The sequence below is a fragment of the Enterobacter sp. KB-221C9 genome (assembly GCF_041320715.1).
GTDB classification, from domain to species: domain Bacteria; phylum Pseudomonadota; class Gammaproteobacteria; order Enterobacterales; family Enterobacteriaceae; genus Enterobacter; species Enterobacter asburiae_D.
Genome location: NZ_JBGIWG010000006.1, coordinates 273,864 through 288,770, shown reverse-complemented (window position 1 = coordinate 288,770; position 14,907 = coordinate 273,864). Strand labels below are relative to the sequence as shown.

Here is a 14,907-nt window from a genome sequence, read left to right as displayed (position 1 = left end):
ATCCATGGGAAATAATATGAAGAAACAACGCGGCGGTTATTCATTAATCGCATTGGCAATGTTAGCGATGTCGGGATCTGCTGCGGCAACCGATCTCAACGTTAACTTCACGGCCAATATTCGCGAAACGACCTGTGATATGAAACTGGTTGGTGCCGTTGGTGATGATACTAAGCAAACATTAACTATTGGTGATGGTAACGGCCAGGTGCGTCTCGACAGCATCAAAGCAGGTACCGCAACGGGTAGTTTTAAACTTGCGATTACTGAATGTCCAGAAAGCCTGAAATCCCTTAAAACCACCATCAAAGGTACACCATCAGGTTATCTTCCTACAGCCATAGTTAACTCTATTACGGCATCATCGGGAGGAGGAGATTTTACAGCTGTAAGTATCTCTCGTGCATCAGCACCTACAACCTGGTTCACGATAAACTCTACAACCGACGCTGAGCGTCTGGTCTGGAGTACGGACGAAATTAAAAATAAAGAAGTTCCTCTTCTCGCCACAATTCGAGAAACCCAGTCTAATAAAGCTACAGCAGGTTCATTCCTGGCCGTTGCAACTTTCGAATTTACCTATGAATAATTTGCGTTGAGCAACGGAGCACAATCATGAACTTTAACTTTGCTTTTATTGCCCTGTCCGTTTCAGCCACCTTATTCGCTGGTATGGCAAATGCAACCATTTCTGGTGTAACGAGTGCTGAACTGACCATCAAAACTCAAATCACCACAGGCACTTGTCAGGCAACCACACAAGACGGAGCGGGTACAACTACCAGCACAGTGGCATTTGGCGATACATTTAAATCCGATCTGGTGAACAAAACCCGTGTTGAACCGCTGACTATTAAGCTCACTAACTGCTCAGGAGTAAGTAAAGCTACCGTTCAGGCAAAACCAGGTTCTGGTGGAGTCTGTAGCGGAGACAGTGCTGATGGTGACTCATATTCCGGCGGGTTGAATACGGGCTTCGAAATCTGGTCAGGTGAAGTAGATAGTGGCGTGTTGATGTCGTGTAAGACACCACCAGCAGCGCAAGAAGTCACCATTACTTCAGGTGCAGGACAATTCCCGATGAAGTCTCGTATCGTTGTTGCTAAAGGAAAAACTATCTCCGATGTAGGTACCGGTGCAGTGACAGCACCAGTCACCTTTGTCGTGACTTACCCATAATTTTCTTCAGTAAAGAGTATACACATGCGCCAATTACCGTTTTTATTACGCCAGCCCGGTCTTGTGTTGCTAGCGGGGCTGGCTATTATGACCCTGCCTGGCGTAAGCCAGGCAAGCTCTGGGCTCGACGTTAATCTTACAGCCAATATTGTTAATAGCACCTGTAAATTAAGCGTTGAAAATGGAGGAGAAATATATCTCCCCAACGTTATGCGCAGTTGGTTTTATAATTCAGATGGAAGCGACCGCTTTACTCCTACCGATGAAGCAGGCGGCACACCTTTTAGCATCCACGTCGATGATTGCTATGGAGATAGCAGCAGCACGGCTAAAAAACTGAATTTTAGCTTTTCTCCACAATCTGGTTTCTGGCCTGGGCAAAACCAGGTATTTAAAAGCGACGAGACGGCCGCCGGGGCGGCAAAAAACGTCGGTGTGGTTGTTTTTTCGAGTGCAAATAAAACTAACGTTTTAAACATTGACGGTACGTCAAAAGTCGTATATGACGTGACCGGTCAAGGTACTGCATTTTTAACGGATTATCAGTTCTATGCCCGATACCAAAATATTGGCATAGTTTCTGGTGGTATCGTCACCAGTAAAGTGCGGGTTGACGTCACTTACGAATAATAAACAGAACAGGAAAAGGATGAGAATGTTCAACGCTTTGAGACAGAGCTTCAATTTTAAATTCCCAATGGCATTTGCCATTTCGAGTTTATTATTACTCATGAGCCAGACATGCTGGGCTGGTGAGTGCCGAATGAATAATGGATATGGCGGCACAACCACATTGATTAATTCCGAATACTCAGGTGGTACGATACGTCTTCCCCCACCGGGTAATTATATCAGTGAGCTGTTTACCGTTAACCTGACGCCTGGCATTCAGGCCAAATGTGGTGCAGGAAACGATGGTTATGACCTCATGTCACAAACAAACCCGAGCTTGCTAGTGGGAAGCCATTATCACGAGGCTATGTTTGAAACAAATATTCCTGGAATCCATTATTCCGTAAGAGTCCACACTGACGAAAACGATGGCGGCAAGGGAGCCTATTTCGGAATGAATACTACGGGTTGGGTCAACGTTTCTCCGTCTCAGAATTCAGACCCCTGGGATGGGAAATGGATTAACACGTCAGTTCATATTTTTATTGATGATGGTTACATAGGTAATCCGAATAAAGAAACCGTAATAAAACCGAAAGCAGGAACCTTGGGTAAAATGTCGATTGGCGATCCAACTGATAGCAATAACCAGCCATGGACATTTGTTGTTAATGAGAATTCATTCCAGATTCCAATTGTTCTTCCAACCTGCGACACTGCAATACTATCAAATGGCACTAACACTGTTGACCTGGGAGAATATTATGTTTCAGATATCAAGAATAATCGGGTTAAGGATGTTCCTTTTTCCATTAATTTGGATAACTGCACCAGCGTAGCAAAATTTACGACCAAACTCACCACGACAAAATTAACCGGAACTAAGAATGACCTTCTGGGGAACACCCTGTCGTCCGGAGCTGAGGGGGCTGGCGTGAAAATAATGTATAATGGGACGTCCCAACTCATGCCGAATAACCCTAGCTCAACATATGTCATAACGGATTACTCCACGCCTGGTTCACAGCAAATTAATTATGTTGCCCAGCTGGTAGCCAATGGCAGTACAGTGAAGCCGGGCTCGTTTAAAGCCACAGGTGTGTTTACCCTCTCTTACGATTAACCCTCATCCCTGCGGCTGATTACTGATCAGCCGCGACATCGTCTCCAGCGAATCCGTTCTTAAGATATACAGGCGCTTCAGCAAGAACGGATTATCCCCCGGCTTCACCTTCCCTTTCACCGTCGTTACCGCCAGATGAAAACCGGCATCGTTCGCCGCCTTTATCGCTTTATTGTCGTAACCGCCGAATGGATAAGAGAGATACAGCACGCGCGGGTTGAACTGCGCCAGCGCCCGGCGCGAGCGTTCAAAATCGAACAGGATCACGTGATAGCTGCGGCTCAGTAAAATCGGGTGCTTATTGCCGTCCACGCGGTGCAGAAAATGCGTGTGGGACTGGATATCAAACACATCCTGTATGCCCTTAATCTCCGACACGCTCATAAACTGCAGCGATTTAGGGTCCCACTTCTGCGGATGCCCCTTGATGCGCGATGAAATGATAAACGCCGTGGCGTTAAAGCCATACTCCTTCAACACGGGATAGGCGTAGCGGCTTACCGATTTCAGGCCATCATCAAACGTGATCACGACTGCTTTTGCGGGCAGGTTCATTTTGTTACGCACGTACCCTTCGAGCTGGTACATCGTCAGGGTGGTATAGCCCTGATCGCGAAGCCAGGCCATCTGGTTGTTAAACGCTCGTACGCTGGTCGTCGTGGACGTATGTCGAAAACGGGTGTTCTCTTCATCACGCAAAATATGATGGTAGGTCAGAATCGGAAGTCCGTTATCTTCCTGTGCATCCAGGCTGCTGATCCACGCCAGACGGTTGCCGATGCGGATCTGGAACCAGGTCTGATTCAGGCGGTCTTTCAGTTTGTTCAGGATCGGATAGCGAAGATTGGCGCTTAATGTGCCGAACGGTGCACTACCGCTGGAAGGCGCGTTATACACCGGCGTGTCTTTCCAGGTAATCAGGTTCTGATTGCTCAGGGGTTTATTGAGATCCCCGAGGCTGTCCTCGACGCGCTGTTTCCCCTGAACCGGCTCCAGATGCCCCTTATCGATAAAACCCGTGCCAAAACCGAAGCGAAATTCGTAGTAGTCCGCCGCCGCGGGCACAACGGCCAGGATCTGCCCGGCGCGCACGTTACCCACGTTGATCACGCCGTTCCCCACCTGCGCCCAGATCGCCGCATCTTCGGTGGTTTGCATATACTGGGCTGGCAGCGTTTGCTGGCTGAGTAAACTGGCTGAGCTGACGCCGGGAATGAGCATCAATAGCAAGAAAAGAATACGCGGTAGCATGGTGTCTTAATCGGTGCGGGAAACTGCCGCTATTGTAACAAATGAGACATCAATACCAACGTTTAATTCTTATACAGGTCGTGGAGCAGGACGAAGGGAGGATTTTTTTGCTGCTGATGCCACAAGCTGCTGACGCCAGGCACGCCCTGAGCCACGATGGCATGGCGAAACTCAGCGCTGCTTAATGATTCACGCTGTGGATACATTAACGCCAGCAGGGCGAAGTTGATCCCCGAAATGACTTCACAGCACGCATGTTTATGGCTCAGCAAAGCGGCTACACGGTAAGGCGCCGCGCCCGATTTGTCGGTCAAAAAAATCACGCCATCGCCGGTGTCGGTTTCATGCAGGGCATCACACATCATGCGGCTGAGCATATTGGTGCTCAACCCGCGCCAGTAATTTACCGCCCGGCACTGCGCCAGCGGGCCAAATTTGGCTTCAAGCTTATCCAGCATTTCCTGCGCCTGTTCATCGTGGCAGGTGATTACCCATCCCAGCATAACTCTCTCCTTAGCAGGCAAGTAGTTTAGCGGAGTGAAGGTTAGCTTTCGGTGATAACTGTCAAAGAAAATGCCCGGCAAACAGAATGTCGCCGGGCAAAAGATTAGCTGCGCAGACCGCGTCCGCGCTGGATCAGATACCAGCACAGCAGGTAGAAGGCGATGATGAATACCACCAGCACCGCCACCGTGGTAAACAGCGGCACGTCAGTGATGCCGAGGAAACCAAAGCGGAAGCCGCTGATCATATAAACAATCGGGTTCAGGTGCGACAGCGCCTGCCAGAACGGTGGCAGCAGCGTCAGGGAGTAGAACACCCCGCCGAGATAGGTCAGCGGCGTCAGCACGAAGGTCGGGATCAGGCTGATGTCATCAAACGTTTTGGCGAACACGGCGTTCAGCAGACCGGCCAGAGAGAACAGGATCGCCGTCAGGAGCAGCGTCAGCGCGACAAACAGCCACGAGTGAACCTGGAACGGCACGAAGAACAGCGAAATCGCCGTGACCAGGATCCCCACGCACAGCCCGCGCGCCACGCCGCCGCCGACATAACCCGCGATAATGACGTGCGTCGGCACCGGGGCCACCAGCAGCTCTTCAATATTACGCTGGAACTTGGCGCTGAAGAATGACGACGCCACGTTGGCATAGGCGTTGGTGATCACCGCCATCATAATCAGGCCCGGCACGATAAACTGCATATAGGTAAAGCCGTGCATCTCACCAATCCGGGAACCAATCAGGTTACCGAAAATAATGAAGTACAGCGTCATGGTGATCACCGGCGGCACCAGGGTTTGCACCCAGATCCGCATAAAGCGGTTAATCTCTTTCGCCCAGATGCTTTTCAGCGCGACCCAGTAAAGATGCGTCATGCCTTGTCTCCTTGTTTGTCATGTACCAGAGAGACAAACAGCTCTTCCAGTCGGTTCGCTTTGTTACGCATACTTAAGACCTGAATCCCCTGCGCGCTCAGCTGCGAGAACACGCTGTTGATCCCCTGCTCGCGCAGCACTTCCACTTCCAGCGTCGAGGTATCCACCAGACGGTAGTTGTACCCTTCAAGTTTTGGCAGCGCGCTTTTCGCCGCCAGATCGAGAATGAAGGTTTCTGATTTCAGCTTGGAGAGCAGATTCTTCATCGAGGTGTTTTCCACCAGTTCACCGTGCTGAATGATGCCGATATTGCGGCACAGCATTTCAGCCTCTTCAAGGTAGTGGGTGGTCAGAATAATGGTGGTGCCTTTGTCGTTGAGATCTTTCAGGAAGCCCCACATGGAACGACGAAGTTCGATATCGACACCCGCTGTCGGTTCATCGAGGATCAGCAGCTTTGGCTCGTGCATCAGCGCACGGGCGATCATCAGGCGGCGCTTCATCCCACCGGACAACATGCGCGCACGTTCGTTACGCTTTTCCCACAGGTCGAGCTGCTTGAGGTATTTTTCGCTACGCTCCAGGGCCTCTTTGCGCTCAACGCCGTAATAACCCGCCTGGTTAACGACAATTTGCTGCACCGTCTCGAACGGGTTGAAGTTGAACTCCTGCGGAACCAGCCCCAGCTGGCGCTTGGCGTTCACCACATCTTTTTGCAGGTCATACCCAAAGACGCTCACCCGGCCGGACGTTTTATTGACCAGCGAGCTGATAATCCCAATGGTGGTCGATTTCCCCGCCCCGTTCGGCCCCAGAAGCGCGTAAAAATCGCCGGCCTCTACTTTAAGATCTATTCCGCGTAGCGCCTGAACGCCACCCGAATAGGTTTTTTTAAGCTGCTCAAGCTCCAGTGCAATTGCCATGAAATTAACTTACCTTCAGTTCTTACACACGTCGTGTGGTTTCATTAAAAGTCGGGTTACCCTATAGTAGCGCAACGCAATAACTCGGTTACAGGTCGCTAACCTCCATGAACAACATAGATACACTCATCAGCAATAATGCACTATGGTCAAAAATGCTGGTGGAGGAAGACCCCGGATTTTTTGGAAAACTCGCGCAGGCTCAGAACCCACGCTTTCTCTGGATTGGATGTTCCGACAGCCGCGTACCGGCGGAGCGCCTGACCGGCCTTGAACCCGGCGAACTGTTTGTTCACCGTAATGTCGCCAATCTCGTGATTCACACCGATCTCAACTGTCTTTCTGTTGTTCAGTATGCCGTGGACGTTCTGCAAGTCGAGCACATCATCATTTGCGGCCATTATGGCTGCGGCGGCGTGCAGGCGGCGGTTGAAAACACGGAGCTGGGGCTCATTGATAACTGGCTACTGCACATCCGCGATATCTGGTTCAAACATAGCTCACTGCTGGGCGAAATGCCGCAGGAGCGTCGCATGGATACCCTTTGCGAACTCAACGTGATGGAGCAGGTGTATAACCTGGGCCACTCAACGATCATGCAATCAGCGTGGAAACGCGGGCAGAAGGTCTCTATCCACGGCTGGGCGTACGGTATTCACGATGGTCTGCTGCGCAATCTGGAAGTGACCGCCACCAACCGCGAAACGCTGGAGCAGCGTTACCGTTCGGGGATTGCCAACCTTCAGCTTAAGCACGTCAATCATAAATAAGTGCCCGTTAAAAAGCCGGGTGGCGGCTACGCCTTACCCGGCCTACATGTGCCCATTCGTAGGCCCGGATCGCTGCGCGCCACCGGGCAACAAACAGCAACTACTCGTCCAGCAATACCACTTTCCCAACATACGGCAGATGACGATAGCGCTGCGCGTAGTCAATGCCGTAACCGACGACGAATTCGTCCGGAATCGAGAAACCCACGAACTCTACCGGCACCTGCACTTCACGACGATCAGGTTTATCCAGCAGCGTACAAATCGCCAGTGATTTTGGCTCACGCAGGCTCAGGATCTCGCGCACTTTTGACAGCGTGTTGCCGGAATCAATAATGTCTTCAACGATCAACACATCTTTGCCACGAATATCTTCATCCAGGTCTTTCAGGATTTTCACATCACGGGTAGTGGACATGCCGCTGCCGTAGCTGGAAGCGGTCATAAAATCGACCTCATGGGGCACATGCACTTCACGGCACAGGTCTGCCATGAACATGAAAGAGCCGCGCAACAGACCGACCAGCACCATTTCGCTGCCGCTGTCCTTGTAATGTTCGGTGATTTGACGACCCAGTTCGGCGATACGCGCTTTGATCTCGGCTTCCGGGATCATCACTTCAACAGTATGTTTCATATTACTAACCAAATGATTTTAATGAAAATCTTTCAATGCAGGTGAATGTATTTCCGGCATCGATACGCAAGCCAGCCATTATATCAGCAAATGGATAAGCCTGGCGTATGAGTTATAAAAAGCAAATATTGTGATTCCGATCACACTTGTTAATACCTATAATTAGTTGCTAGCAAATTATTAACAAAAACTGACGAGTACACTTTCTATGGCTGAAACAAACTCTAAACAGCCGCGTCTACTGGTGACATTAACAGCCGCATTCGCAGCCTTCTGCGCGCTGTATCTGTTAATCGGTGGCGTCTGGCTGGTCGCTTTAGGCGGCTCCTGGTACTACCCGATTGCGGGTCTGGTTATGGTTGCCGTAACCGTCCTGCTGTTGCGTAGAAAACAATCTGCACTGTGGCTGTATGCCGCACTCCTTCTTGCCACCATGATCTGGGGCGTCTGGGAAGTCGGTTTTGACTTCTGGGCACTGACGCCGCGCAGCGACATCCTGGTCTTCTTCGGTATCTGGCTGATCCTGCCGTTCGTGTGGCGTCGCCTGATTGTGCCTTCCAGCGGTGCTGTGGCGGGCCTGGTTGTTGCCCTGCTGATTACCGGCGGCATTCTGACCTGGGCCGGTTTTAATGACCCACAGGAGATCAACGGTACGCTGAACGCGGAATCTACGCCTGCTGCGGCTATCTCGCAGGTGGCGGACGGCGACTGGCCTGCGTATGGTCGTAACCAGGAAGGTCAACGCTACTCTCCGCTGAAGCAGATCAACGCGGACAACGTTAAGAACCTGAAAGAAGCCTGGGTATTCCGTACCGGCGACCTGAAGATGCCGAACGATCCGGGCGAGTTGACCAACGAAGTGACGCCAATTAAGGTCGGCAACATGCTCTACCTGTGTACGGCGCACCAGCGTCTGTTCGCGCTCGACGCGGCCACCGGTCAAGAGAAATGGCACTTCGATCCGCAGCTGAACTCCAACCCGTCCTTCCAGCACGTCACCTGCCGTGGCGTCTCTTACCACGAAGCGCGCGCCGAGAATGCCAGCCCGGAAGTCATCGCCGACTGTCCTCGCCGCATCATGCTGCCGGTGAACGATGGCCGTCTGTTCGCCATCAATGCCGAAACGGGCAAGCTGTGCGAAACCTTTGCCAACAAAGGTATCCTGAACCTGCAGACCAACATGCCGGACACCACGCCGGGTCTGTATGAGCCCACCTCACCGCCAATCATCACCGATAAAACCATCGTGATTGCCGGTTCGGTAACGGATAACTTCTCCACGCGTGAAACCTCCGGCGTCATCCGTGGTTTCGACGTGAACACCGGTAAACTGCTGTGGGCCTTTGACCCGGGCGCGAAAGATCCAAACGCGATCCCGTCGGACGAGCACACCTTTACCTTTAACTCGCCGAACTCCTGGGCGCCAGCGGCGTATGACGCGAAGCTGGACCTGGTCTACCTGCCGATGGGCGTAACCACGCCAGATATCTGGGGCGGTAACCGCACGCCGGAGCAGGAGCGTTATGCGAGCGCTATCGTGGCGCTGAACGCGACCACCGGTAAGCTGGCGTGGAGCTACCAGACCGTACACCACGATCTGTGGGATATGGATATGCCGTCCCAGCCGACGCTGGCGGACATTACCGTTGACGGCAAAACCGTGCCGGTGATTTACGCTCCGGCCAAGACGGGCAACATCTTCGTCCTGGATCGCAGCAACGGTAAGCTGGTTGTGCCAGCACCGGAAAAACCGGTTCCGCAGGGCGCGGCGAAAGGCGATTACGTCAGCAAAACCCAGCCGTTCTCTGACCTGAGCTTCCGTCCGAAGAAAGACCTCAGCGGTGCAGACATGTGGGGTGCCACCATGTTTGACCAGCTGGTGTGCCGCGTGATGTTCCACCAGCTGCGCTATGAAGGCATCTTCACGCCGCCGTCTGAGCAGGGCACGCTGGTCTTCCCGGGTAACCTGGGGATGTTCGAGTGGGGCGGGATCTCCGTTGACCCGAACCGTCAGGTGGCGATTGCCAACCCAATGGCTCTGCCGTTCGTTTCCCGTCTGATCCCACGCGGTCCGGGCAACCCAATGGAGCAGCCGAAAGACGCGAAAGGCAGCGGTACCGAAGCCGGCATCCAGCCGCAGTACGGCGTACCGTTTGGCGTGACGCTGAACCCGTTCCTGTCTCCGTTTGGTTTGCCGTGTAAACAGCCGGCCTGGGGTTATATCTCCGGTCTGGATCTGAAAACTAACCAGATCGTGTGGAAAAAACGTATTGGTACACCACAGGACAGCATGCCGTTCCCGATGCCGGTTCCGGTGCCGTTCAATATGGGTATGCCGATGCTGGGTGGCCCAATTTCTACCGCCGGTAACGTGCTGTTCATCGCGGCAACCGCAGATAACTACCTGCGCGCGTACAACATGACCAACGGTGAAAAGCTGTGGCAGGGCCGTCTGCCTGCAGGTGGACAGGCCACGCCGATGACCTATGAAGTGAATGGCAAGCAGTACGTTGTCATCTCTGCGGGCGGTCACGGTTCGTTTGGCACGAAGATGGGCGACTATATCGTCGCGTATGCGTTGCCGGACGAAAACAAGTAACTGAAAAGCCGGGTGGCGGCTACGCCTTACCCGGCCTACGGAAAGATGCAAAACGGCAACCTCGGTTGCCGTTTTTGTGTTTGTTCCCTCTCCCCGTGGGAGAGGGCCAGGGTGAGGGCATCAGGTCGCACTGTTTTAAACAGTGAAGCCGAGCATCATCCCCGTATCCTCATGCTCCAGCAGGTGGCAGTGCGCCATATAGGCAAACTCCTTCGGCGCGTCGTGGTCAAACTTCACCAGCACCTCGCTGACGCCGCCTTCCACTCTCACCGTATCTTTCCAGCCCGCGCGATGCGCATCCGGCGCTTTGCCGTTCTCTGAAAGAATGCGGAACTGGGTACCGTGGATATGGAACGGGTGCAGCATCATGTCCCCTTCGCCTGAAATCACCCAGCGCTCAAACTGCCCTTTCGCGGCAGCAAACATCGGCGCGTTCATGTCGAACGCTTTGCCGTTGATCGTATTGGCGTTGTGGAAATCAAAGCCATGCTCGCCGTGGTTCATGTTCCCCATGCCGCCCATTTTGCCGTGGTCCATATTCATGTGGCCCATCATCTGCCCGTGGTGCATCCCCGCCATCGCCTTATCGCCATATTTCGCCATCAGCGCCTGCATGCCCATCATGTCGAGCATCGGATTCATGGAGAGCTGCAGCTTGCGCTGGGTAAGCCCGTCAAGCGACGGGAGTGCTGGCAGCGTGGTTAACGTATCAGGCAGCGTGCCGGAAGCGGCCACCAGCAATGGCTGAATACGCAGCACCGGATGCGGCTTATCAAACGGTGCGACCGCCATCCCCATCTGGCTAACCGGCAGCGTTACGAGGTCAAACGGCTTGCCGTCGCTGATATCCACCAGCACCTCAAAGCGTTCCCCCATGAGCATCGGCAGCTCGCTCACCTTCACCGGCTCCGGCAGCAGGCCACCGTCGCTCGCTACCACGTACAGCGGACGTTTATCGCTGGTGGCGAAATTGAGCGAGCGTGCGTTACAGCCGTTGAGCAGGCGCAGGCGCAGCCAGCCTTTCGGCGCCGCGTGCTGCGGGTAGATAGCGCCGTTGGTCAGCAGCGTGTCGCCAAACCAGCCTACCGCCGCACTCATCACGTCCAGCTGGTAGTCAATTTGCCCGTCAGCGTTGAATTTCTTGTCCTGCACAATCACCGGAACGTCGTCGATGCCCCACTGTTTCGGCAGGCGCAGCAGGCGGCTTTCGTCGTCTTCAATCAGCACCAGCCCCGCCAGCCCCATAGCCACCTGATGGCCCGTTTTGCCATGCTGATGCGGGTGGAACCAGCAGGTCGCCGCGCGCTGGTCTGGCGTAAAGGTGACGCTGCGCGTGCCGCCCGCTTTGATGATGCCCTGCGGCCCGCCGTCTACCTCGCCCGGCACTTCCAGCCCGTGCCAGTGCAGCGTCGTCTCTTCGGCGAGCGTGTTGTGGATATCCACCGTCACCGCTTTCCCTTTACGTAGCTGAAGCGCCGGACCGAGCAAATTGCCGTTATAGCCCCACGTCGTGGCGTTGTGCGCGCCGAATGTCGTTTTACCGGCCTGAACCACAAGCTGGATACGGCTGCGGGCGTCAGCGGTCAGTAAGTCAGGGATGGGTAAGGCAGGCCTGTCAGCCGCGAAAACCGCGCGGCTCCAGAGAGGTAATGCGCTGGCAGCCCCCAGCACAGCGGAATATTTTAAAAAATCACGACGTTGCATGTTCATTTCCTTATTTCCAGCAGGCGATCTTTTGAGCATAAACCCTCCCCTTACCGGAAGGTCAAGTCAAGCGGCAATAATAAAGATCGTCGCACCGGCATCAAGTATGCTAACGTTAATTTTCCGTGAAGAAGTGGTAGAAGCAATGAAGACGTTTTTCAGGACAATTTTGTTCGGTAGCCTGATGGCAATGTGCGCGAACAGCTATGCGCTAAGTGAAAATGAAGCGGAAGATATGGCCGATTTAACGGCAGTTTTTGTATTCCTGAAAAATGATTGTGGCTACCAGAATTTACCCAACGGGCAAATTCGCCGCGCGCTGGTCTTTTTTGCCCAGCAAAACCAGTGGGATCTCAGCAACTACGACAGCTTCGACATGAAGGCGCTCGGCGAAGACAGCTACCGTGACTTAAGCGGTATTGGTATTCCCACTGTCAAAAAATGCAAAGCGCTGGCTCGTGATTCACTCAGCCTGCTCGCCTACGTGAAATAACCTTCCCGACGCCCCCTGTTGAACCTCTGACCGTGCAACCACGGTTAGAGTTAGCTATCATGTTTCGCTCATTTTTTGTGAGCGTAATGGATGTTTACACAGGAGGAGTTCGCTATGGCCGACCACACGTTGTGGCATGAAACACTGCATGACCAGTTTGGTCAGTATTTTGCCGTTGATAACGTGCTCTATCATGAGAAAACCGATCACCAGGATCTGATCATCTTCGAGAATGCCGCCTTTGGCCGCGTCATGGCGCTGGACGGCGTCGTGCAAACGACCGAGCGAGATGAGTTTATCTATCATGAGATGATGACCCACGTCCCGCTGCTGGCGCACGGTCACGCGAAGCATGTCCTGATTATCGGCGGTGGCGACGGCGCAATGCTGCGTGAAGTTTCCCGCCATCGTTCCATTGAAACCATCACCATGGTGGAAATCGATGCGGGCGTCGTCTCTTTCTGCCGCCAGTACCTGCCCAACCACAACGCCGGTAGCTATGACGATCCGCGCTTTAGCCTGGTGATTGACGACGGCGTTAACTTTGTAAACCAGACCTCGCAGACCTTTGACGTTATTATCTCCGACTGCACCGACCCTATCGGCCCAGGCGCGTCGCTGTTTACCTCCTCCTTCTACGAAGGCTGCAAGCGCTGCCTGAACCCGGGCGGGATCTTCGTCGCACAAAATGGCGTCTGCTTCCTGCAGCAGGATGAAGCGCTCGACAGCCATCGTAAGCTAAGCACCTATTTCGATGATGTCAGCTTCTATCAGGCCGCCATTCCGACGTACTACGGCGGGATCATGACCTTCGCGTGGGCAACGGACAACGACGTATTGCGCCATCTCTCCACCGAAATTATTCAGGCCCGCTTCCATCAGGCCGGTCTTCAGTGCCGATACTACAACCCGGCTATTCATACCGCAGCGTTTGCCCTGCCGCAGTACCTGCAGGACGCATTATCCACTAAGGGGGTGAGCTAATTGAAAAAGCTTAAACTGCATGGCTTTAACAACCTGACGAAAAGCCTGAGTTTTTGTATTTACGATATCTGCTATGCCAAAACAGCGGAAGAACGCGATGGTTACATCGCCTATATCGACGAACTCTACAACGCCAACCGTCTGACCGAGATCCTGTCAGAAACCTGTTCCATTATCGGCGCAAACATCCTGAACATCGCCCGGCAGGATTATGAACCCCAGGGTGCCAGCGTGACCATACTGGTCAGCGAAGAGCCGGTCGATCCTAAGCTTATAGACAAAACGGAACATCCGGGCCCGCTGCCGGAAGTGGTTGTTGCCCACCTTGATAAAAGCCATATCTGCGTCCATACCTACCCGGAGAGTCACCCGGAAGGCGGGTTGTGTACGTTCCGCGCCGATATCGAAGTGTCGACCTGCGGCGTGATTTCCCCGCTGAACGCGCTGAACTATTTAATTCACCAGCTGGAATCGGACATCGTCACCATTGACTATCGCGTGCGTGGTTTTACCCGTGATATCAACGGCATGAAGCACTTCATCGACCACGAGATTAATTCTATTCAGAACTTTATGTCCGACGACATGAAATCGCTGTACGACATGATGGACGTGAACGTGTATCAGGAAAACATCTTCCATACCAAGATGTTACTGAAGGAATTCGACCTTAAGCACTATATGTTCCACACGAAGCCGGAAGATTTGAGCGAAGAAGAGCGTAAGGCGATTACTGACCTGCTCTGGAAAGAGATGCGCGAGATCTACTACGGCCGTAATATTCCGGCCGTGTAAGTATTGCCCGGAGCAAGGACGCTTCGGGAAGTTACCGCTGTTTCATAAACTCGCGGTAGGCATTCACCACCTGAAGGAAGTCTTCGACGCCGCACATCGACAGGCTCTCTTCATCGTAGTAGCTCATCCCCTCTTCCATCTCGTCACCTGAAAACTCGAGCTGGTTGGCGCGCACCATCACCTCTTCACCGTCCATCCACAGCGTGTATTCATGTCCGGCGCGCTGCCAGGAGCGTTCACTGCCTTTCACCGTATTTGCCGCCTGTTCAACCTCATCAAGAAGTGCGAGATTATCTTTCACCTCTTCGTTAAACCAGTGTCCAACGGCTTCGTGGCCCATCGACATACGCACTTTCACCACTCCGGTGATGTCGCGCAGAAATTCGTAATCCATAGTATTTTCCTCTGCAAAGCCATTAGGGTAATTATCGCAGCAGCGAGGAAGAAAAAAAGCGTGAG

At 53.1% G+C, this 14,907-nt stretch carries 16 protein-coding genes; 9 read left to right on the top strand and 7 right to left on the bottom strand.

Features of this window, described 5'->3' with window-relative positions:
- The first annotated feature begins 16 nt into the window (after positions 1 to 16).
- The 4 genes from AB8846_RS11530 to AB8846_RS11515 are packed head-to-tail and all read left to right on the top strand — an operon-like array spanning position 17 to position 2,914.
- Positions 17 to 589, top strand: a complete 573-nt coding sequence (locus tag AB8846_RS11530) for a fimbrial protein (protein ID WP_370732741.1) — start codon at positions 17 to 19, stop codon at positions 587 to 589.
- 26 nt (positions 590 to 615) lie between these two features.
- Positions 616 to 1,179: a fimbrial protein gene (locus tag AB8846_RS11525; protein WP_331413350.1), complete on the top strand. Its 564-nt coding sequence runs from the start codon at positions 616 to 618 to the stop codon at positions 1,177 to 1,179.
- A 24-nt stretch (positions 1,180 to 1,203) separates the two neighbouring features.
- A complete protein-coding gene (locus AB8846_RS11520; protein ID WP_370732740.1) occupies positions 1,204 to 1,809 on the top strand; it encodes a fimbrial-like protein in 606 nt (201 codons plus the stop codon).
- A gap of 25 nt (positions 1,810 to 1,834) precedes the next feature.
- Entirely contained in the window at positions 1,835 to 2,914 is a 1,080-nt protein-coding gene (locus AB8846_RS11515; protein ID WP_370732739.1) for a fimbrial protein, read from the top strand.
- Between the two features lie 3 nt (positions 2,915 to 2,917).
- Here AB8846_RS11515 and AB8846_RS11510 read toward each other — a convergent pair whose 3' ends face one another.
- The 4 genes from AB8846_RS11510 to AB8846_RS11495 form a co-directional block, all read right to left on the bottom strand.
- Positions 2,918 to 4,165 carry a polysaccharide deacetylase family protein gene (locus AB8846_RS11510; protein WP_370732738.1) on the bottom strand — a complete coding sequence of 416 codons (1,248 nt, stop codon included), beginning with the start codon at positions 4,163 to 4,165 and terminating at the stop codon, positions 2,918 to 2,920.
- A gap of 62 nt (positions 4,166 to 4,227) precedes the next feature.
- Entirely contained in the window at positions 4,228 to 4,668 is a 441-nt protein-coding gene (locus AB8846_RS11505) for a PTS sugar transporter subunit IIA (protein WP_063143373.1), read from the bottom strand.
- A gap of 104 nt (positions 4,669 to 4,772) precedes the next feature.
- Entirely contained in the window at positions 4,773 to 5,543 is a 771-nt protein-coding gene (locus tag AB8846_RS11500; RefSeq protein ID WP_023334536.1) for an ABC transporter permease, read from the bottom strand.
- Complete coding sequence (locus AB8846_RS11495; RefSeq protein WP_048974999.1) at positions 5,540 to 6,466, bottom strand: ABC transporter ATP-binding protein; 927 nt, start codon at positions 6,464 to 6,466, stop codon at positions 5,540 to 5,542. The genes AB8846_RS11500 and AB8846_RS11495 overlap by 4 nt, the downstream gene beginning before the upstream one ends.
- A 107-nt stretch (positions 6,467 to 6,573) precedes the next feature.
- Here AB8846_RS11495 and can point away from each other — a divergent pair, with 107 nt between their 5' ends.
- The gene (gene can / locus AB8846_RS11490; RefSeq protein ID WP_008501947.1) at positions 6,574 to 7,236 is read left to right on the top strand and encodes a carbonate dehydratase; all 663 of its coding nucleotides are present in this window, start codon (positions 6,574 to 6,576) and stop codon (positions 7,234 to 7,236) included.
- 100 nt (positions 7,237 to 7,336) lie between these two features.
- On the opposite strand, the gene hpt is transcribed toward can, so the two are convergent.
- Positions 7,337 to 7,873, bottom strand: a complete 537-nt coding sequence (gene hpt / locus AB8846_RS11485; protein ID WP_008501948.1) for a hypoxanthine phosphoribosyltransferase — start codon at positions 7,871 to 7,873, stop codon at positions 7,337 to 7,339.
- Positions 7,874 to 8,081: 208 nt separating this feature from the next.
- On the opposite strand from hpt, the gene AB8846_RS11480 reads away from it, so the two are divergent.
- Positions 8,082 to 10,472, top strand: coding sequence for a glucose/quinate/shikimate family membrane-bound PQQ-dependent dehydrogenase (locus tag AB8846_RS11480; protein WP_370732737.1), 2,391 nt, complete (start codon positions 8,082 to 8,084; stop codon positions 10,470 to 10,472).
- A 135-nt stretch (positions 10,473 to 10,607) separates the two neighbouring features.
- Here AB8846_RS11480 and cueO read toward each other — a convergent pair whose 3' ends face one another.
- Positions 10,608 to 12,176 (bottom strand): multicopper oxidase CueO, encoded by a 1,569-nt coding sequence (gene cueO, locus AB8846_RS11475; protein ID WP_370732736.1) that lies wholly within the window; start codon positions 12,174 to 12,176, stop codon positions 10,608 to 10,610.
- A 145-nt stretch (positions 12,177 to 12,321) separates the two neighbouring features.
- Here cueO and AB8846_RS11470 point away from each other — a divergent pair, with 145 nt between their 5' ends.
- The 3 genes from AB8846_RS11470 (at position 12,322) to speD (ending at position 14,448) form a co-directional block, all read left to right on the top strand.
- Entirely contained in the window at positions 12,322 to 12,669 is a 348-nt protein-coding gene (locus AB8846_RS11470; RefSeq protein WP_063143386.1) for a YacC family pilotin-like protein, read from the top strand.
- A gap of 114 nt (positions 12,670 to 12,783) precedes the next feature.
- Complete coding sequence (gene speE / locus AB8846_RS11465) at positions 12,784 to 13,653, top strand: polyamine aminopropyltransferase (RefSeq protein ID WP_023310424.1); 870 nt, start codon at positions 12,784 to 12,786, stop codon at positions 13,651 to 13,653.
- Entirely contained in the window at positions 13,654 to 14,448 is a 795-nt protein-coding gene (gene speD / locus AB8846_RS11460; protein WP_023334531.1) for an adenosylmethionine decarboxylase, read from the top strand.
- Between the two features lie 31 nt (positions 14,449 to 14,479).
- Here speD and yacL read toward each other — a convergent pair whose 3' ends face one another.
- Positions 14,480 to 14,842 (bottom strand): protein YacL, encoded by a 363-nt coding sequence (gene yacL / locus AB8846_RS11455; protein WP_063143368.1) that lies wholly within the window; start codon positions 14,840 to 14,842, stop codon positions 14,480 to 14,482.
- Positions 14,843 to 14,907 lie beyond the last annotated feature (65 nt).

Excerpts from the sequence above, each read along its gene's own strand:
- AB8846_RS11530 (WP_370732741.1), top strand. The coding sequence starts at position 17 with ATGAAGAAACAACGCGGCGGTTATTCATTAATCGCATTGGCAATGTTA.
- AB8846_RS11525 (WP_331413350.1), top strand. The coding sequence starts at position 616 with ATGAACTTTAACTTTGCTTTTATTGCCCTGTCCGTTTCAGCCACCTTA.
- AB8846_RS11520 (WP_370732740.1), top strand. The coding sequence starts at position 1,204 with ATGCGCCAATTACCGTTTTTATTACGCCAGCCCGGTCTTGTGTTGCTA.
- AB8846_RS11515 (WP_370732739.1), top strand. The coding sequence starts at position 1,835 with ATGTTCAACGCTTTGAGACAGAGCTTCAATTTTAAATTCCCAATGGCA.
- AB8846_RS11510 (WP_370732738.1), bottom strand. The coding sequence starts at position 4,165 with ATGCTACCGCGTATTCTTTTCTTGCTATTGATGCTCATTCCCGGCGTC.
- AB8846_RS11505 (WP_063143373.1), bottom strand. The coding sequence starts at position 4,668 with ATGCTGGGATGGGTAATCACCTGCCACGATGAACAGGCGCAGGAAATG.
- AB8846_RS11500 (WP_023334536.1), bottom strand. The coding sequence starts at position 5,543 with ATGACGCATCTTTACTGGGTCGCGCTGAAAAGCATCTGGGCGAAAGAG.
- AB8846_RS11495 (WP_048974999.1), bottom strand. The coding sequence starts at position 6,466 with ATGGCAATTGCACTGGAGCTTGAGCAGCTTAAAAAAACCTATTCGGGT.
- can (WP_008501947.1), top strand. The coding sequence starts at position 6,574 with ATGAACAACATAGATACACTCATCAGCAATAATGCACTATGGTCAAAA.
- hpt (WP_008501948.1), bottom strand. The coding sequence starts at position 7,873 with ATGAAACATACTGTTGAAGTGATGATCCCGGAAGCCGAGATCAAAGCG.
- AB8846_RS11480 (WP_370732737.1), top strand. The coding sequence starts at position 8,082 with ATGGCTGAAACAAACTCTAAACAGCCGCGTCTACTGGTGACATTAACA.
- cueO (WP_370732736.1), bottom strand. The coding sequence starts at position 12,176 with ATGCAACGTCGTGATTTTTTAAAATATTCCGCTGTGCTGGGGGCTGCC.
- AB8846_RS11470 (WP_063143386.1), top strand. The coding sequence starts at position 12,322 with ATGAAGACGTTTTTCAGGACAATTTTGTTCGGTAGCCTGATGGCAATG.
- speE (WP_023310424.1), top strand. The coding sequence starts at position 12,784 with ATGGCCGACCACACGTTGTGGCATGAAACACTGCATGACCAGTTTGGT.
- yacL (WP_063143368.1), bottom strand. The coding sequence starts at position 14,842 with ATGGATTACGAATTTCTGCGCGACATCACCGGAGTGGTGAAAGTGCGT.